The sequence below is a fragment of the Pseudomonas sp. MS646 genome, assembly GCF_036693845.1.
Lineage (GTDB): Bacteria > Pseudomonadota > Gammaproteobacteria > Pseudomonadales > Pseudomonadaceae > Aquipseudomonas > Aquipseudomonas chlororaphis_E.
In genome coordinates this window covers 6,095,529-6,112,689 of sequence record NZ_CP144763.1, presented here as the reverse complement: position 1 = coordinate 6,112,689, position 17,161 = coordinate 6,095,529, and the positions used below count along the sequence as shown (strand labels likewise).

Sequence of the window (17,161 nt, the reverse complement as noted above, 5' to 3'; positions counted from 1 at the left end):
GCGTGCTCCTAGAGCACGTAGACGAAGATGAACAGGCCGATCCACACCACGTCGACGAAGTGCCAATACCAACTCGCCGCCTCGAAGCCGAACTGATGCTCGTTGTCGAAATGCCCGCGCAGGATGCGCATCAGCATGACGAACAGGATGATCGTGCCAATGGTGACGTGGGCGCCGTGGAACCCCGTGAGCATGAAGAAGGTGGCGCCGTAGACGCCGGAGCCCAGGGTCAGGCCCAGTTCCTTGTAGGCGTGGATGTACTCCTCGGCCTGGAAGCCCAGGAAGGCGCACCCCAGCAGCACGGTAATCGCCAGCCATAGCTTCAGCGCACCGCGATGGCCTTTCTTCAGCGCGTGGTGGGCGATGGTGATGGTGACGCTGGAACTGACCAGTAGCACGGTGTTGAGCAGCGGCAGCCCCCAGGGGCTGATGACCTCCTTGGGTGCCGGGTAGAGTTTCGGGTCAGGGTTGTTCAGCAACGGCCAGGCGTATTCGAAGTTGGGCCAGAGCATGTGCGACAGGCCCTTGGTACCTTCGCCCGCCAGGCCCGGCACCGACACATGGCGGACATAGAACAGCGCGCCGAAGAAGGCGACGAAGAACATCACCTCCGAGAAAATGAACCAGCTCATGCCCCAGCGGAACGAGCGGTCGAGCTGCGGGCTGTAGAGCCCGGCGCGGCTTTCCTTGATCACCGCGCCGAACCAGCCGAACAGCATGTAGGCCACCAGCAGGCCGCCGATGAAGAAGATCAGTGGGCCGTGGGATTCCGGTCGTGCGGCCTTCAGGTCGTTGAACCAGGTCGCCAGGCCATACACCGTGACGAACATCCCGACCGTGGCGATGATCGGCCATTTGCTCTGGGCCGGAACGTAATAGTGTTCGTGAGTTGCCATTTATTGTTCTCCTTATCGGGCACGCTATCGGTCAGTGTTTAGAGCCACCGGTGGATGACGAGCGGTGATATCGAACAGCGTGTAGGACAGCGTCAGGTGCTTCACATCCTTGGGCATGTCCCGGTCGACGATGAAGCGCATGGGCATTTCGATTCGTTCTCCGGGTTGCAGCACTTGCTGGGTAAAGCAGAAACATTCGGTCTTGTGGAAGTACGCCGCCGCGGTGCTCGGCGCGATGCTTGGCACGGCCTGGGCACTCATCGGCCGGTTGGTGGGGTTGTGCGCGACGAAGACCATTTCGTTCACGGCCCCCGGCTGGACCACCAACTGATCGCCCTTGGGGTAGAAGTCCCAGGGCATGTCCACCGCATTGGTCGACAGGAACTGCACACGCACCTGGCGCGACGCATCGGTGACCTGCTCGCCCTCGTACTGCCCGGCAGTCTTGCCGTTGATGCCGAACGCCTTGCACATCACGTCGTAGATCGGCACGAGGGCGAAACCGAAGACGAACATGGCCACCACCACGACCAGCAGGCGGGTGACCAGTTTCTTCAGCGAAATCGAGTCAGCCATGGCATCGGCTCCTTGCACCGAACCCTGTGGGAGCGGGCTTGCTCGCGAAGAACGATGACGCGGTGTTTCTGTTAGATTGCGTCGTCTGATTCGCGAGCAAGCCCGCTCCCACAGGAGGCCTGTGTGTCATCTCATTTCACTTCCGGCGGCGTAGTGAAGGTGTGGTAGGGCGCCGGCGATGGCACGCTCCACTCCAGCCCTTCGGCGCCATCCCATGGCTTGGCCGGTGCCGGTGGGCCGCCACGGATGGTCTTGATCACGATGAACAGGAAGAAGATCTGCGTGGTGCCGAACATGAATGCGCCGATGGACGAGACCATGTTGAAGTCGGCGAACTGCAGGTTGTAGTCGGGAATACGCCGGGGCATGCCGGCCAGGCCGACGAAGTGCATCGGGAAGAACGCCATGTTCATCCCGATGAACGACAGCCAGAAGTGCAGCTTGCCCAGGGTCTCGTCGTACATGTGGCCGGTCCATTTCGGCAGCCAGTAGTAGGCCGAGGCGAAGATCCCGAAGATTGCGCCGGGCACCAGTACGTAGTGGAAGTGCGCGACCACGAAGTAGGTGTCCTGGTACTGGAAGTCCGCCGGGGCGATGGCCAGCATCAGCCCGGAGAAGCCGCCGATGGAGAACAGGATCACGAACGCCACGGCGAACAGCATCGGCGTCTCGAAGGTCAGCGAGCCTTGCCACATGGTGCTGGCCCAGTTGAACACCTTTACCCCGGTGGGCACGGCGATCAGCAAGGTGGCGTACATGAAGAACAGCTCGCCCACCAGCGGGATGCCCACCACGAACATGTGGTGCGCCCAGACGATGAACGACAGGAACGCAATGGCCGCGGTGGCGTAGACCATCGAGGTGTAGCCGAACAACGGCTTGCGCGAGAACGCCGGGATGATCGAGCTGACGGCACCGAAGGCCGGCAGGATCATGATGTACACCTCGGGATGGCCGAAGAACCAGAACACGTGCTGGAACAGCACCGGGTCACCGCCGCCGGCGGCGCTGAAGAAGCTGGTGCCGAAGTGGATGTCCATCAGCATCATCGTCACGCAGCCGGCCAGCACCGGCATCACCGCGATCAGCAGGAACGCGGTGATCAGCCAGGTCCAGACGAACAGCGGCATTTTCATCAGCGTCATGCCGGGGGCGCGCAGGTTGAGGATGGTGGCGATCACGTTGATCGCGCCCATGATCGAACTGATGCCCATCAGGTGGATGGCGAAGATGAAGAACGTCACGCTTTCCGGCGCATAGGTGGTGGAGAGCGGGGCGTAGAAGGTCCAGCCGAAGTTCGGCCCGCCGCCGGCGGTGAACAACGTCGACACCAGCAGCAGGAACGCCGCCGGCAACAGCCAGAAGCTGAAGTTGTTCATGCGTGGCAGGGCCATGTCCGGCGCGCCGATCATCAACGGGATCATCCAGTTGGCGAGGCCGACGAAGGCCGGCATCACCGCGCCGAACACCATCACCAGGCCGTGCATGGTGGTCATCTGGTTGAAGAACGCCGGCTCCACGATCTGCAGGCCGGGCTGGAACAGCTCGGCGCGGATCACCATGGCGAACGAGCCGCCCAGCAGGAACATGGAGAAGGCGAACCACAGGTACAGCGTGCCGATGTCCTTGTGGTTGGTGGTCAGTACCCAGCGCATCAGGCCCTTGGCGGGGCCGTGGGCGTGGTCGGCGCCGGCATGACCGTGGTCATCGATCACAGCACTCATGTCCTGTCTCCTTCGAACGATTGGGCTGGACGGCGCGGAGCGGCGAGCCCCGACCGATTGCGGGAAAACGCTTCAGGTCGGCTCATTTGCTTTCCGCCTGTTTGAGTTCCAGCACTTCTTTAGGCGTGACCATGTCGCCCTTGTTGTTGCCCCAGGCGTTACGTTCATAGGTCACGACGGCCGCGATATCGACCTCCGACAACTGCTTGCCGAACGCCGCCATGGCGGTGCCGGGCTTGCCGTGGAAGACGATGCTCAAGTGATCGGCCTTGGGCCCGGTGGCGATCTTCGAACCCTTGAGTGCCGGGAACATCGGCGGCAGGCCCTGGCCTTCGGCCTGGTGACAGGCCACGCAAGTGGTGTGGTAGATCTTGTCGCCACGTTCCTTGAGTTCGTCGAGGGTCCATTCCTTGCTGGTCAGCTCCTTGAGCTGCGCGGCTTCGGCCTTGCGTTCACCCAGCCATTTCTCGTAGTCGGGCTTGCTCTTGACCTCGACCACGATCGGCATGAACCCGTGGTCCTTGCCGCACAGTTCGGCGCATTGGCCGCGATACACGCCGGGCTTGTCGACGCGGGTCCAGGCTTCGTTGACGAAACCGGGAATCGCATCGCGCTTGACCGCGAAGGCCGGCACCCACCAGGAGTGGATCACGTCGGCGGAGGTCACCAGAAAGCGCACCTTGGCATCGACCGGCAGCACCAGCGGCTTGTCGACCTCCAGCAGGTAGTGCTCGCCCTTGGCGCTCTGGTTATGGATCTGTTCGGCGGGCGTGGCCAGGTTGCTGAAGAACTCGACGTCCTGGCCCAGGTATTTGTAGTGCCATTTCCATTGGTAGCCGGTGATCTGGATGTCGATGTCCGACTCGCTGGAGTCATACATCTTGATCAGCGTGGCGGTAGCGGGAATCGCCATGGCCACCAGGATCACGAAGGGCACAATCGTCCAGAGGATCTCGACGCGGGTGTTTTCGTGGAAGTGGGCGGCATTCTGGCCGGTTGAGCGGCGGTGCATCATCATCGACCAGAACATGGCGCCGAAGACGATGATGCCGATGACTACACAGATCCAGAAGATGGTCATGTGCAAGTCGAACACTGCGTTGCTGATCTGTGTCGCTCCAGGCGCCATATTCACAGTCCAGGCGGCTTGCGCCTGGCTGAAAATCGACCACAACAGGAGGCCCATCCATACGTGTGGATGTCGCGTCATTGCGGGTTCCCCTTATCGTTCTTGTTATCCCGTAGGCGTAACGCCTGCGGCAAGGAGAGCGGCTACATCAGACTGCGAACTCGACCGCCGTGCCTTGCTGCCTATGCATCGGGTGTCATCAGCTAACTCCATTCCAACCCGAGTATAGACAGCGACTGCAACCTCGCAACGCGACCGCGTAAATCGTTTGAAACAGGGGGACTTGCGCCAGGGACCGCGAATGGAGAACCATTCGGCCTTGAGTGATGGCAAACCGATATAACTGTGACGCATCAAGGAAGAGCGCAATTATGAAAAATAGGTCTTAGGAGTGTGTTTGCGCCAGCTAAGTTATGTCTTCCCTATTTCATTGCCTTTGTTTCCCTGGAGTTGTCATGAACACCGCCGCATTGCGCGAGCAGATCCAAAAAGCCCAACAACACGAAGCCCAGACCGGCCAGTTGGCCCGTCAGTTGGAAAACCAGTTACCTCACCTGCACCGTGCTATCCAATTGCCCGAGGCGAATGCCAACGCCGTCCTGGCGCGCTTTGTCGCCGCCTACATCGATGAAGTGCCTGACCTGCTGGATGCCGCCAACGAAGTCGCCAAAGAGGCGGGCATCGAGCCGCAGATCAAGCCGGTCCTGAAGATCGCCGAACAGTACTTCCTCCAGCCGCCGACGATCATGGCCGGCCATGTCGGGCTCGACAGCCTGCTGGACGAAGCCTACCTGGCCCATCGATTCGTCGAAGAGGTCAATGACCTGTACATCAAGCATTTCGGCCAGCCACTGATCCCCCTGGACATGACGGTCGCCAATCTGATTGCCCACCAGTTGATCGGCGAAGCCTTTGCCAACCAACTCGATGAAGTGGTGCATCACGCCTTCGACGAGATGCTCAACGACGAGACGTTCGCCCTGGAGTCGGTGGAAACCTACCGCGAGAAGCTCAGCAGCCCGAACACCGGCGCCGCGTGGAAGCGCTGGCCATGCATGTCACGCCGCCTGGGCCTGGGCCTGGAGTTGGATCAGCCAGCGGCTTGATCCAGAGCTGTATCCTCACAAACCCCCTGTGGGAGCGAGCTTGCTCGCGATGGCATTGGATCTGCCAACATTGACGTTGACTGATACACCGCTATCGCGAGCAAGCTCGCTCCCACACTGATTGGGGATATCAGGCAGAAGCTGCGCCCACCCCGACGGTCGTGCGCAACCGCCCCTCCAGCCGACGCTTGAGCCCGCGGGATTCGATCAACAGCTTCGAGCCCTTGCTGGCATTCGCCCGGCCCCATTCTTCCAACAGCTCCAGGCACGAATGGTCGATGTAGCTCAGGTTATTGAGCGGTACATGCACCGTCACGCCCTCGGGCAGGGTGTCCAGCACCTGGGTCAGCGCCGGGACCTTGAGGAAGGTCGCCGCGCCCACCAGCCGCAGTTCCATCTCACCTTCCTGGGGCAGGTCGATCAGGCTGATCTTCAACCGCGAGGCTTTCCAGGCCAGTTTCGCCAGGGTCAGGCCGAAACCGATCAGCACGCCGGTCAGCAGGTCGGTGAAGATGATGGCCAGCGCCGTGGCGGCGTAGGTGAACATCGGCATCCGGCCATAGCGGCCCAGGTTTCGAAAGGCCTTGACGTCCACCAGTTTGAAACCGGTGTACACCAGCACCCCCGCCAGGCTCGCCACCGGAATGCTCTGCAGCACACTGGACAGCAGCAACACGAACAGCAACAGCCACAGGCCGTGGAAAATCGTCGACATCCGGGTGGTTGCCCCGGCCTGGACGTTGGCGGAGCTGCGCACGATCACACCGGTCATCGGCAAGGCGCCGACCAGGCCGCACAGCATGTTGCCGATGCCTTGGGCCGAGAGTTCCCGGTCGAAGTCTGCCCGTTCGCCGCTGTGCATGCGATCCACCGCCGCTGCCGACAACAGGGTTTCGGCGCTGGCGATGAACGCGACCGCGAAGGCGGCAATCAGCACCGTCGGGTCAGCCAGGTTCAATAGGTCCGCCGGGCGTAGCCAGTCGATGGCGTCGGCGAGGTTTTCCGGGACTTCCACGCGTTTGACCTGCAAGGCCAGCAGCAGGCTGGCGATGGTCGCCAGGCCTACGCCGAGCAAGGCGCCGGGGACGAAGCGCAGGCTGTGGGGACGAAACTTTTCCCACAGCCACATCACCGCAATCGTCGACAGGCCGAGCAGCCCGGCCTGCCAGCCGAAGGACGGCAAGGCCTGGCCCACCGCAGCCGGGAAGGCCAGCAGGTTATCCAGCCCGGACGGCTTGGGCGCCGCGTCGAGCATCACATGGACCTGGGACAACACGATCAGCACGCCGATGCCCGCCAGCATCCCGTAGACCACCGCCGGTGCGGTCACCCGGAACCAGCAGCCGAGGCGAAAGCGCCCGGCCAGCAGTTGCAGGAGCCCGGCCAGCAGCAGGATCGGCCCGAGCATCGCCACGCCATGTTGGCGCACCAGTTCGAAGACCAGCACCGCCAACCCGGCGGCCGGGCCACTGACCTGCAATTTGGAGCCGGCGAGGAAACCCACCACCAGACCCCCGATGATGCCGGTGACCAGCCCTTTGGCGGGCGGCAGGCCGGAGGCGATGGCAATGCCCATGCACAAGGGCAGCGCCACCAGGAACACAACCACGGAAGCGAGTAGCTCGCGTGGCAGAACAGCTTTTAATTGAGCAGCACGCATGGCGACTCTCCCGAAGTTTCTTCAGGCATGGCAAGGCCCGACCGCCGAAAGGGCGGCAGGCTTTGTTCCACGCAAGGATGGTATTAGGAGCGGTTAGAAGCGCGCTTTGGGCGTCGCCACCGGGATCGGTCGGCTACCGTCGAGCGGCAGGAAACAACCCCGGTCCGCGTCGAAGGCTTTGATCTCGCTGGTCTCGATGTTGTACACCCAGCCATGGATGAACAGCTGGCCGCTGGCCATGCGCGAGGCCACCGAGGGGTGCGTTCGCAAGTGCTGCAACTGTGCGATCACGTTCTCTTCGGTGAGGATGGGCATGGTCTGTTTTTCGTCGCCGCACGGGCAGTTGTCATGGACCATGGTCTTGGCCACTTCGGCGTGGCGCAGCCAGGCTTTGACCGTGGGCATCTTTTCCAGGGTTTGCGGATTGAGTACGGCACGCATGGCACCGCAATCGGAATGGCCGCAGACAATGATGTGCTGCACACCGAGGGCCAGCACGGCGTACTCGATGGCCGTGGACACGCCGCCGTTCATCTGCCCGTAGGGCGGGACGACGTTGCCGACGTTACGGGTGACGAACAGGTCGCCGGGGGAACTGTGGGTGATCAACTCGGGCACGATGCGCGAGTCCGCGCAGGTGATGAACATCGCCCGGGGAGATTGGGCGGTGGCGAGTTTCTTGAAAAGCTCTTCCTGCTGTGGGAAGACTTCGTGATGGAAATGCAAAAAGCCGTCAACAATATGCTGCAGCGCTGCATCGGCGGTCTCCGCCTCGGGTTGGGCTGAAGCCGACGCAGCCAACGGCTGTTTATCCTTGTCACTCATGATTCATCCTCTTTGACGGTTCGGTGTCCAACGTGACGGATCCAGTCACACTGGCCACTAGTGGCTGGTTAAAAAACGTCCAGGTCGATGGGTTCGACCCGTCAGTCACTCGTGAAACAAGGTAGCGGCCGAAACTTAACTCAAACTGAATCAACGGCTCTAGGACGTAGATTACAAGGCATGAATCACAACCCAACGGGGCCTGGCCCCGGTGTGTGAACGGTGTGTGAACGTTGTTTTAACGCTGTTTCAAGGTCAACTGTATTCAAATCAAGGACATTTGTCGGCCCGGCGGACAAAAGGCGTCGCAATCGAGCGTGTAGCCTTCGCGCCGATCCAGCCCCAGGCGCTTGATCGCCTTGGTGAAACGCTGGGCCAGCAGGTCGGCGAAGGGGCCTTCGCCGCGCATGCGGCTGCCGAACTGGCTGTCGTACAGTTCGCCACCACGGCTCTGGCGGACCAGGCTCATCACGTGGGCGGCGCGCTGCGGGTAGTGCGCCTGCAGCCATTGCTCGAACAGCGGCGCCACCTCCAAGGGCAGGCGCAACATGATGTACGACGCCGACTGGGCGCCGGCGGCGTGGGCTTCGGCCAGCAGGGCTTCGATCTCGCTGTCGTTGATCATCGGGATCATCGGTGCACACAGCACCCCCACCGGGATGCCGGCCTCGCGCATGACCTTGATTGCCCGCAACCGCGCCTTGGGCGCCGCCGCGCGCGGTTCGAGAATGCGCTTGAGCTCATCGTCCAGGGTGGTGAGGCTGATCATCACCGCCACCAGCCGCTGGCGGGCCAGTTCCGTGAGCAGGTCCAGGTCGCGCAGAATCAGCGAGCCCTTGGTCACGATGGTCACCGGATGGCGGTAGCGCAGCAGCACTTCCAGGACCCTGCGGGTGATGCGCTGCTCGCGCTCGATGGGCTGGTAGGGGTCGGTGTTGGAGCCCAGGTTGATCGGCGCGCATTGATAGCCACGCTTGGACAGCTGTTCTTCCAGCACATCGGCGGCGTTGCTCTTGGGGATCAGCCGGGTTTCGAAATCCAGCCCCGGCGACATGTCCCAGTACGCATGGCTGGGACGGGCGTAACAGTAGATGCAGCCGTGCTCACAGCCGCGGTAGGGGTTGATCGAGCGATCGAAAGGGATGTCCGGCGAGGTGTTGCGGGTGATGATGGTCTTCGCCGTTTCGAAGCGGATTTCGGTGCCCTGGGTCGGCGGCACTTCCTGATACCAGCCGTCATCCTCGACCACCGAGCGGCTGGGGGCGAAGCGGTTGTGCGGGTTGGCCGCGGTGCCACGGCCACGTGGCGGCAGGGGGGCTGACATGGCTAATACTCCGAAGCTGTATGAGCATACAGTATATCGCCCTCTGCCTTTGGACCAGTGCCATTCAGCGGCCCGGTCATCACCGAACGCAATTCACAACACTTTGACGTCCTGCTTACGGGTTTTTAACCGGAGCGAGCCGACACTGCGCACCTTCGAACCCTTTTGTTTCCGGTCGTCCGTGCATGTTCAAGCTCTGCTCCCGTTCACTGTGTTGCCTGGCCTTGCTCATTGGGCTGGCCGAAATGCCCGCCCAGGCGGCGGATGCCGTGCAGACGCGGCCCCCTGAGTGGGCGCAGCCTGTGGAAAAGGATTACAACCTTTACCAGATGTCGCCCACGCTTTACCGCAGCTCCTTGCCGAACGGCGGCGCTATGCCATTGCTGACGAAGCTGCGGATCGGCACGGTTATCACGTTCCTGCCGGAATCGGATGCGCGCTGGCTCTCCGACCCTGGTATTGAACAGGTCCGGCTGCCTTATCGCACCAATCACGTCGACGACAGCGACATCCTTCGCGCCCTGCGCGCCGTCCAGGCCGCGGAAGCCAAGGGGCCGGTGCTGATGCACTGCAAGCACGGCTCGGATCGAACCGGGCTGGTGGCGGCCATGTACCGGGTGGTGGTGCAGGGCTGGAGCAAAGAGGACGCCTTGAACGAGATGACAGAGGGCGGCTTCGGTGACAGCCATCACTTCAAGGACGGTGTTCGTTACGTGATGCAGGCCGATGTGGAGAAACTCCGTCTGGCGTTGGCGAACGGTGACTGCAGCACCAGCGTCTTCGCGCTGTGTTCCCTGGAAAGCTGGGTCAACTCGACCGTCTCGGCCCCGCACCTCGATCCGCAGATGGTCCGGCCGGACCACTGATTGGCGGTGCGCCTGCAAAGGCGGCGATGGATTCGGACAACGGTCGCGAGTCCCCCGGTGCAAAAATGATTTCACGCAGTGCGCGGCCGGTGGCCGGGTTGAACAGCCCCTCGCGCTTGAACCGGTGGAACACACTGGCGGCCAACTCCTTCGTCCAGGCGTAGGCGTAGAGCTTTGCCTCGTAGCCGGTCACCAGGTAATCCAGGCTGTTGGGCCAGCGTTCGGTCGTGGTCACCGGCAGGTGCTGCAATTGAGCGTTGGCTTGATCGAAGACCTGCTGGGCGCTGCGCCCGTCGCCGTGGGTGCGGTGCAGTTCCAGGTCGAACAGCGCGTTGCGCAACAGCACGGCGGTTTCCCAACTGGCCTGGGTCCGGGTGAAGGTCAGCAACTGGTCGGCGACCGTGTCGGGCATGGCTTCGCCGCTCTGGTAGTGCCGCGCGACGCGCACCAGGCCCTGCCTGGAAAAACACCATTGCTCGAACAAGACCCCGGCAAACTCGGCGGTGTCGCGAGACAGGCCGTTGATGCCCGACAGGTCGCGATAGTCGGCGCGGGTCAACACATGCTGCAGGCAATGGCCGAACTCGTGGAACAGGATGCGCAGTTGCAGGTGGTCGAGCAGCACCGGCTCCGGCCCCTCGCTGCGCGGCAGCCAGCCATGCAGTACGGCAATGGGGTGTCGAGGGCGGCCCTCGGCGGTGATATGGCGGTTTCGCAGGGTGCTGGTGTGGGGGAAACCGTCTCGGTTGGGGGCCGAAAACGGATCGAAATACAGGTAGCCGATCACCGCCCCCCATTCACGGACCTCGTAAAGACGCACGTCCGAGTGCCAGGTCGCCACCTCCTGGCGCTCGACGAAGTCGACGCCGAACAGCGTCGTGGCCATCTGCAACAGCTGTGCAAAAGTGGCGTCCAGTGCGAACCAGACGCTCAGCGCCTCCTTGGATGCGCCGGCCGCTTGTTGGCGAAGTTGGTTGGCCAGGTACGGGTAATCCCAAGGCTGGAGTTCGTCGAGGCCTTGCTGCGCGGCAAACGCCTTGAGCTGGTCGGCGTCGCGCTTGAGGTGACGCTGCTGGCGTTCGAGTTGGCGCCGCAGGAACGCTCGCACTTCTTCGGTGGACGTGGCTTGCTCCGGCTCGATCGCCATCTGGGCAAAGTCGGTGTAGCCCAGGGACGTGGCGTACCGATGCCGGTCATCGAGCAATTGCCGGAGCATGTCGCTGTTGTCGAACTGCCCCGCGTGGGGTCCCTGATCCGATGCGCGGGTGCTGTAGGCTTCGTGCACCTGCTGGCGCAGCAAGCGATCGTCGGCGTATTGGCTGACGAGGCCATACGCCTCGTCGCTGAGGGTTAGCAGCCATCCGCCGTGCCCGGCTTCCCGCGCCTGGCGGGCCATCTGCCGCTTGAACCGGGTCGGCAGGCCACGCAACCGGGCTTCATCGTCAAACGTCATGCGCCAGGCCTGGGTGGCCATGTGCAGGTTCTCCAGGAACAATCCCTGGACTTCCTTGATGCGCAGCTTCAACACGCCCAGGTCGGCCGGCAAGCTCTCCGCCGCGCCGCTGTGGTGCAAGCGCCGCAGGATTTTCTCCAGCACTCGCTTGCGCGCCGGTGAAAAATGCCGGGCGATCGCGCTGTCCGCCAGGCGCCGGTAGAGCGTGAACAGCATGGGATGGCGTTTCAGCCAGGCTTGGAAATCATGCAGCCGTTCGCTGCAATCGAGGGCCACCTGCGCCCAGGCGTCCCCTGTGCGGGTCGAGGTCAGCAGGTGCAGCAGATAACCGAAACCCTCCAGTCGCGAATGGATGGCGTCCATGGCCAACACGAGGTCGTCCCACGTGGGAAAGGGCGTCTGGGTCTTGATGATGTCGGCCACTTGGGCGCGGCTCTCGGCCAGGATCCGGTCGAGGGCCGGCGAGAAATGGCGGGCCTGGATCTGTGCGAACGGGGGCAGGTCATAGGCCTGCAACAGCGGGTTGTCGTCGGGCATGAGGCCTTCCTGTCAGTCTGTACGTGCTGGACAGTCTGGGAAGGAAGGCCGCGTGCCGGGCGGTAACTATGTATGGCCTGTGGTGTGATCTTCCGGGCGGGTCGGGAGGTCACACCGCAGGTTTCAGTCGGTTTTCTTCTTCAACTTGGGGTTGGGGAAGAACTGCACCGCCTGGACCTTGGCGTCCGGCACCTTGGGCGCCGAGGTGTTGACGCGCGTGCCCAGTTCCTTGGGCACCGACAGGCCTTGCTCGTTGAGTGTGTCGGAATAACCGCAGGCCACGCATTCGCGGTGGGGTACGCCGTCTTCGTTCCACATCATCAGCTTGTCCGGCTCACTGCACGCCGGGCAGACCGCCCCGGCGATGAAGCGTCGTTTGGTGATCACAGGCCCCTCGCTCATGCTGCCGCGTCCTCGGTCAGGCCGCTATGGCGCAAGAGTGCGTCAATCGACGGCTCACGGCCACGGAAGTCGACGAACAGCACCATCGGCTCTTGCGAGCCGCCGCGGGCGAGGATGGCTTCGCGGAACGCGCGGCCGGTGTCGGCGTTGAGCACGCCGTCCTCTTCGAACTTCGAGAACGCGTCGGCCGACAACACTTCCGCCCATTTGTAGCTGTAGTAGCCCGCCGCGTAGCCGCCGGCAAAGATGTGCGCGAAGCTGTTGGGGAAGCGGTTGTAGGCCGGCGGCCTCATGACCGACACCTCGTCGCGCACGCCTTCGAGCACTTGCAGCACGCTGCGGCCGTCGCCGTGGGTCGCGTGCAGCTCGAAGTCGAACAGCGAGAACTCCAGTTGACGGACCATCATCAGGCCGGACTGGAAGTTTTTCGCCGCGAGCATTTTTTCCAGCAGGTCCTGGGGCAGCGGTTCGCCGGTTTCATAGTGGCCGGAAATCAGCGCCAGGCCTTCGGGCTCCCAGCACCAGTTTTCCATGAACTGGCTCGGCAGCTCCACGGCATCCCAGGCCACGCCGTTGATGCCGGACACGCCTGCATGCTCGACACGGGTCAGCAGGTGGTGCAGGCCATGGCCGAATTCGTGGAACAGCGTGGTGACCTCGTCGTGGGTCAGCAGCGCCGGCTTGCCGCTGTCGGCCGGGGTGAAGTTGCACACCAGGTTGGCCACCGGGCTTTGCAGCGAGCCGTCGAGGGTGCGCCGATGGTCGCGCGCGCCATCCATCCAGGCACCGCCGCGTTTGTTGGCGCGGGCATAGAGGTCGAAGAAGAAACGGCCGACGTGTTGGCCATTCTCCTTGATCTCGAACAGGCGAACGTCCGGATGCCAGGTGTCGAAACCTTTCAGTTCGGCGATCTCGATGCCATAGAGGCGTTGCACGATGGCGAACAGGCCGCCCAGTACCTTGTCGATCGGGAAGTAGGCACGCAGGGCTTCCTGGGCAACGCTGTAGCGCTGCTGGCGCAGTTTTTCGCCATAGAAGCCGCTGTCCCAGCTTTGCAGGTCGGGGCAGCCCTGTTCGGCGGCGAAGGCCTTCAACTGCTCCAGGTCCTGTGCGGCGAACGGTTTGCTGCGCTTGGCCAGGTCCCGCAGGAAACCGAGCACCTGGTCGCTGGACTCAGCCATTTTGGTCGCCAGGCTCAACTCGGCGAAATTGGCGAAGCCCAGCAGTTGGGCCAGCTCCTGGCGCAGGTCGAGGATCTGTTCCATCACCGGGCCGTTATCGTTCTGGCCGGCATTCGGGCCCTGGTCCGAGGCGCGGGTGCAGTAGGCCGCGTAGACCTCTTCACGCAGGGCGCGGTCTTCGGCGTAGGTCATCACCGCGTAGTAGCTGGGGAATTCCAGGTTGATCAGCCAGCCGTCCAACCCCTTGGCCTGCGCGGCGGCGGCCATCTGCGCCTTGGCCGAGTCGGTGAGGCCGGCGAGGGCGGCTTCGTCAGTGACGTGCTTGGTCCAGGCCTGGGTGGCGTCCAGCAGTTGGTTGGAGAAGCGGCTGCCCAGCTCGGACAAGGTGCTCTGCACCTCGGCGTAGCGCTTCTGCTGCTCGGGCGGCAGGTCGATACCCGACAGACGGAAGTCCCGCAGCGAATGCTCGAGGATGGTTTTTTGCGCGACGTCGAACCCGGCGGCTTCGGGGCTGCGCGCCAGGGCTTCGAATGCCTGGAACAGTTCGCGGTTCTGGCCCAGTTCGGTGGAGTACGCACTCAGCGCCGGCAGGCAGGCCTCGTAGGCCTCGCGCAGTTCGGGGCTGTTACGCACGGCGTTCAAATGGCTGACCGGGCTCCAGGCAGCGCCGAGGCGGTCATTGAGTTCGTCCATCGCCAGCACCAGGCCGGCCCAGGTCGGCTGCTGCCCCTGGCTCTTGAGGATTTGCGCGATGGCCGCGCGGTTGTCAGCCAGGATCTGCTCGATGGCCGGTTGCACATGCTCGGCACGAATCGCCGAGAATGGCGGCAGGTCATAGGGTTGCAAAAGAGGGTTGTTCACGCTCACGGTTGGCACCTTGGCTGGAAGAAACATGGGGCCATCTTAATTACAATCGACGCTCACCGCAGCTAGCAGCACCTATCAGCCGAAAAGAGAGAGCCTATCGTGACCCTTCGCACGTACCAGAACCACAGCCCACGGCTTGCCCGGGGCGCCTTTGTCGACAGCACCGCGGTGGTGATCGGCGACGTCGAGATCGGTGAAGACAGCTCCGTCTGGCCGCTGACCGTCATTCGTGGCGACATGCACCATATCCGCATCGGTGCCCGCACCAGCGTCCAGGACGGCTGCGTGCTGCACATCACCCACGCCGGGCCTTTCAACCCCGACGGTTTTCCATTGCGGGTCGGCGACGACGTGACCATCGCCCACAAGGTCATGCTCCATGGCTGCAGCGTGGGCAGCCGGGTGTTGATCGGCATGGGCAGCATCGTGATGGATGGCGCCGTGGTCGAGGACGACGTGATCATCGGTGCCGGCAGCCTCGTGCCGCCGGGCAAGCGGCTGGAGAGCGGCTTCCTGTACGTCGGCAGCCCGGTGAAACAGGCCCGGCCACTGACCGACAAGGAGCGTGCGTTCTTCACCTACAGCGCGGCGAACTACGTGAAGCTCAAGGACCTGCACCTGGCCGAGGGTTATGACCGGATCTGAATCGCCCACTTAAGCATGTCGAATGACCATTGTGACGAGGGGATTTATCCCCGTTGGGCTGCGCAGCGGCCCCAAACCAGTTGGCGCGATGCTTCATGTTCGATTGCGATCAGCTTGTTAGGGGCTGCTCTGCAGCCCAGCGGGGATAAATCCCCTCGCCACAGTTTCAGTCAAGCCCTTCGAGTGAACTGCATGACCACCCAGGAGTTTTAATGCACTACCAAACCCTACTCTTCGACCTCGACGGCACCCTCACCGACCCGCGCGAGGGCATCACCCGTTCGATCCAGTTTGCCTTGAGCAAGCTGGGCATCGACGAACCCGACCTGACCCGCCTCGAACATTTCATCGGCCCGCCGCTGTTGCAGGCGTTCATGCAGTTTTATGGCTTCGATGAGGCGAAGGCCTGGGAGGCGGTGAATTTCTACCGTGAGCGTTTCAAGGTCACCGGGCTTTATGAAAACCGCGTCTTCGACGGCGTGATGCCGTTGCTGGAAACCCTGGGCGGGCAGGGCCGGCAGCTGTACATCGCGACGTCCAAGCCCTGGGTCTTCGCTCGGGAAATCGCCCGCCACTTCGACTTCGCCCGGCACTTCAAGGTGATCTACGGCAGCGAACTGGACGGCACCCGTACCGACAAGGTCGAGCTGATCGCCCACCTGCTGGCCGAAGAAAACCTCGACCCGAGCGACACCCTGATGATCGGCGACCGCAAGCACGACCTGATCGGCGCCCGCAGCAATGGCCTGGACGCGGCGGCAGTGGGGTATGGGTTTGGCAGCCATGAGGAGTTGTGTGCCGAAAGCCCGGCCTATCACTTCCAGACGGTGGACGCGTTGCACCGGGCGTTTGTGCGCGGCTAGTTAAATCTTCATCGAACGGCTCAAGGCCTGAACTGGCTCGGCGCTACGCCGCTCCAGCGTACGAAAGCGTGGCGGAAGCTGGCGGTTTCACTGAAGCCGAGCAGCTCGGCGATCCGGTAGATCGGCAGTTGGTCCTCGCACAGCATCTGCTTGGCCCGTTCGAAGCGCAGCTCGTCCAGCAACTCCTGGTAGCTGCAACCCAGCTCCTTGAGGTGCCGGCGTAAGGTGCGCGCCGAGCAGTTCATCTGTTCGGCCAGGCTTTCCAGCCCGGGGGCGGCGTCCAATTGAGCGCTGAGTAACTGGCGGATCCGCCCCAGCCAGGCTTGGCGGCCGGTGAATTCGGTGTTCTGCCGGCGGCAACGTTCGGCCATGGCGTGGTGGGTGATGGGGTCGGCCAGGGGCAGGGGTTGCCCGAGCCATTGGCGGTCGAAGGCGAACCCGTTGTCCAGGCTGTTGAAGCGCACCGGGCAATCGAAGTGCGCGCTGTACCGGGCCTGGTAATCCGGCGCCGCATGTTCGAAGCGTGCCGCGCGCAAGGGCAGCGGATGGCCGAGCAGGTCGTTGCAGATGACTTTCAGCGAAACCATGCAGAACTCGGCGTTGAACACCGCCAGGGCCGGGTTCTCTCGATAGTCGCTGGCGCTGAGCCAGACGTACTCGCCATCGTCGTCCAGGTTCAGTTCAAAGAGTGTTCCCAATAGCGCCGGATAGTGCAGCGCCAGGCGCAAAGCGTCACCTAAGGTGGCACTGGTGAGCAGCGCATAGCCGAGCATGCCGTAGGAGGACACGTGCATGTCCCGCCCCAGTTCCAGGCCGATGTCCCGCTTGAGGGCCACGGCGTTGGCGCAGACCTGCATCTCCTGATTGGTGGTGATGCGCGTGTCGGCCCGGCTCAGGTCCGCCGTGCTGATGCCGCTGCCGGCCAACAGGGCGTCACTGGGCAACCCTTCGAGCTTGAAGGCGTTGAGCACCAGGGAGACGGCGTTGAGGGTGGTGAGGTGGGAATGCAGCATGTCCGTTTCCAGCCTGGGGAAGGCTGGAGATCGAGCAAGTTGTGTGCCGTACCTTTCGTTGGCATAGGGATGCTGTGGCGAGAGAGCTTGCTCC

Annotated in this window: 15 protein-coding genes; 4 read left to right on the top strand and 11 right to left on the bottom strand. The window is 62.9% G+C overall.

Features of this window, described 5'->3' with window-relative positions; translation table 11 throughout:
• Window positions 1–8: 8 nt before the first annotated feature.
• The 4 genes from V3H56_RS27165 to coxB form a co-directional block, all read right to left on the bottom strand.
• Window positions 9–896 (bottom strand): cytochrome c oxidase subunit 3, encoded by an 888-nt coding sequence (locus tag V3H56_RS27165; protein ID WP_042731239.1) that lies wholly within the window; start codon window positions 894–896, stop codon window positions 9–11.
• A 24-nt stretch (window positions 897–920) separates the two neighbouring features.
• Window positions 921–1,472 (bottom strand): cytochrome c oxidase assembly protein, encoded by a 552-nt coding sequence (locus tag V3H56_RS27160; RefSeq protein ID WP_042731240.1) that lies wholly within the window; start codon window positions 1,470–1,472, stop codon window positions 921–923.
• A 131-nt stretch (window positions 1,473–1,603) separates the two neighbouring features.
• Window positions 1,604–3,196, bottom strand: coding sequence for a cytochrome c oxidase subunit I (ctaD, locus tag V3H56_RS27155; RefSeq protein WP_024778458.1), 1,593 nt, complete (start codon window positions 3,194–3,196; stop codon window positions 1,604–1,606).
• A gap of 82 nt (window positions 3,197–3,278) precedes the next feature.
• Entirely contained in the window at window positions 3,279–4,406 is a 1,128-nt protein-coding gene (gene coxB, locus V3H56_RS27150; protein WP_042731241.1) for a cytochrome c oxidase subunit II, read from the bottom strand.
• 374 nt (window positions 4,407–4,780) lie between these two features.
• Here coxB and V3H56_RS27145 point away from each other — a divergent pair, with 374 nt between their 5' ends.
• Window positions 4,781–5,431 carry a hypothetical protein gene (locus tag V3H56_RS27145; protein WP_042731242.1) on the top strand — a complete coding sequence of 217 codons (651 nt, stop codon included), beginning with the start codon at window positions 4,781–4,783 and terminating at the stop codon, window positions 5,429–5,431.
• Window positions 5,432–5,561: 130 nt separating this feature from the next.
• Here V3H56_RS27145 and V3H56_RS27140 read toward each other — a convergent pair whose 3' ends face one another.
• The 3 genes from V3H56_RS27140 to V3H56_RS27130 form a co-directional block, all read right to left on the bottom strand.
• On the bottom strand, window positions 5,562–7,091 hold the full coding sequence (locus tag V3H56_RS27140) for a SulP family inorganic anion transporter (RefSeq protein ID WP_042731243.1): 1,530 nt from the start codon (window positions 7,089–7,091) through the stop codon (window positions 5,562–5,564).
• 93 nt (window positions 7,092–7,184) lie between these two features.
• Window positions 7,185–7,916 (bottom strand): carbonic anhydrase, encoded by a 732-nt coding sequence (locus V3H56_RS27135; RefSeq protein WP_042731244.1) that lies wholly within the window; start codon window positions 7,914–7,916, stop codon window positions 7,185–7,187.
• A 265-nt stretch (window positions 7,917–8,181) separates the two neighbouring features.
• Window positions 8,182–9,240 (bottom strand): PA0069 family radical SAM protein, encoded by a 1,059-nt coding sequence (locus tag V3H56_RS27130; RefSeq protein ID WP_338474040.1) that lies wholly within the window; start codon window positions 9,238–9,240, stop codon window positions 8,182–8,184.
• Between the two features lie 185 nt (window positions 9,241–9,425).
• Between V3H56_RS27130 and V3H56_RS27125 the strand changes: the two genes are divergently transcribed.
• Complete coding sequence (locus V3H56_RS27125) at window positions 9,426–10,106, top strand: tyrosine-protein phosphatase (protein ID WP_042731246.1); 681 nt, start codon at window positions 9,426–9,428, stop codon at window positions 10,104–10,106.
• On the opposite strand, the gene V3H56_RS27120 is transcribed toward V3H56_RS27125, so the two are convergent.
• The 3 genes from V3H56_RS27120 to prlC form a co-directional block, all read right to left on the bottom strand.
• Window positions 10,048–12,096, bottom strand: a complete 2,049-nt coding sequence (locus V3H56_RS27120; protein WP_047735721.1) for a M3 family metallopeptidase — start codon at window positions 12,094–12,096, stop codon at window positions 10,048–10,050. The genes V3H56_RS27125 and V3H56_RS27120 overlap by 59 nt on opposite strands.
• Before the next feature lie 123 nt (window positions 12,097–12,219).
• Window positions 12,220–12,498: a YheV family putative zinc ribbon protein gene (locus tag V3H56_RS27115; RefSeq protein ID WP_042732621.1), complete on the bottom strand. Its 279-nt coding sequence runs from the start codon at window positions 12,496–12,498 to the stop codon at window positions 12,220–12,222.
• Entirely contained in the window at window positions 12,495–14,573 is a 2,079-nt protein-coding gene (gene prlC / locus V3H56_RS27110; protein WP_199925079.1) for an oligopeptidase A, read from the bottom strand. Before prlC ends, V3H56_RS27115 begins: the two co-directional genes overlap by 4 nt.
• A 72-nt stretch (window positions 14,574–14,645) precedes the next feature.
• Between prlC and V3H56_RS27105 the strand changes: the two genes are divergently transcribed.
• Both V3H56_RS27105 and V3H56_RS27100 read left to right on the top strand, forming a co-directional pair.
• Window positions 14,646–15,191, top strand: a complete 546-nt coding sequence (locus V3H56_RS27105) for a gamma carbonic anhydrase family protein (RefSeq protein WP_042732622.1) — start codon at window positions 14,646–14,648, stop codon at window positions 15,189–15,191.
• Between the two features lie 212 nt (window positions 15,192–15,403).
• Window positions 15,404–16,054, top strand: coding sequence for an HAD family hydrolase (locus tag V3H56_RS27100; RefSeq protein ID WP_047735724.1), 651 nt, complete (start codon window positions 15,404–15,406; stop codon window positions 16,052–16,054).
• Window positions 16,055–16,074: 20 nt separating this feature from the next.
• On the opposite strand, the gene V3H56_RS27095 is transcribed toward V3H56_RS27100, so the two are convergent.
• Entirely contained in the window at window positions 16,075–17,067 is a 993-nt protein-coding gene (locus V3H56_RS27095; RefSeq protein ID WP_042731960.1) for an AraC family transcriptional regulator, read from the bottom strand.
• Window positions 17,068–17,161: the final 94 nt, after the last annotated feature.

Excerpts from the sequence above, each read along its gene's own strand:
- V3H56_RS27165 (WP_042731239.1), bottom strand. The coding sequence starts at position 896 with ATGGCAACTCACGAACACTATTACGTTCCGGCCCAGAGCAAATGGCCG.
- V3H56_RS27160 (WP_042731240.1), bottom strand. The coding sequence starts at position 1,472 with ATGGCTGACTCGATTTCGCTGAAGAAACTGGTCACCCGCCTGCTGGTC.
- ctaD (WP_024778458.1), bottom strand. The coding sequence starts at position 3,196 with ATGAGTGCTGTGATCGATGACCACGGTCATGCCGGCGCCGACCACGCC.
- coxB (WP_042731241.1), bottom strand. The coding sequence starts at position 4,406 with ATGACGCGACATCCACACGTATGGATGGGCCTCCTGTTGTGGTCGATT.
- V3H56_RS27145 (WP_042731242.1), top strand. The coding sequence starts at position 4,781 with ATGAACACCGCCGCATTGCGCGAGCAGATCCAAAAAGCCCAACAACAC.
- V3H56_RS27140 (WP_042731243.1), bottom strand. The coding sequence starts at position 7,091 with ATGCGTGCTGCTCAATTAAAAGCTGTTCTGCCACGCGAGCTACTCGCT.
- V3H56_RS27135 (WP_042731244.1), bottom strand. The coding sequence starts at position 7,916 with ATGAGTGACAAGGATAAACAGCCGTTGGCTGCGTCGGCTTCAGCCCAA.
- V3H56_RS27130 (WP_338474040.1), bottom strand. The coding sequence starts at position 9,240 with ATGTCAGCCCCCCTGCCGCCACGTGGCCGTGGCACCGCGGCCAACCCG.
- V3H56_RS27125 (WP_042731246.1), top strand. The coding sequence starts at position 9,426 with ATGTTCAAGCTCTGCTCCCGTTCACTGTGTTGCCTGGCCTTGCTCATT.
- V3H56_RS27120 (WP_047735721.1), bottom strand. The coding sequence starts at position 12,096 with ATGCCCGACGACAACCCGCTGTTGCAGGCCTATGACCTGCCCCCGTTC.
- V3H56_RS27115 (WP_042732621.1), bottom strand. The coding sequence starts at position 12,498 with ATGAGCGAGGGGCCTGTGATCACCAAACGACGCTTCATCGCCGGGGCG.
- prlC (WP_199925079.1), bottom strand. The coding sequence starts at position 14,573 with ATGTTTCTTCCAGCCAAGGTGCCAACCGTGAGCGTGAACAACCCTCTT.
- V3H56_RS27100 (WP_047735724.1), top strand. The coding sequence starts at position 15,404 with ATGCACTACCAAACCCTACTCTTCGACCTCGACGGCACCCTCACCGAC.
- V3H56_RS27095 (WP_042731960.1), bottom strand. The coding sequence starts at position 17,067 with ATGCTGCATTCCCACCTCACCACCCTCAACGCCGTCTCCCTGGTGCTC.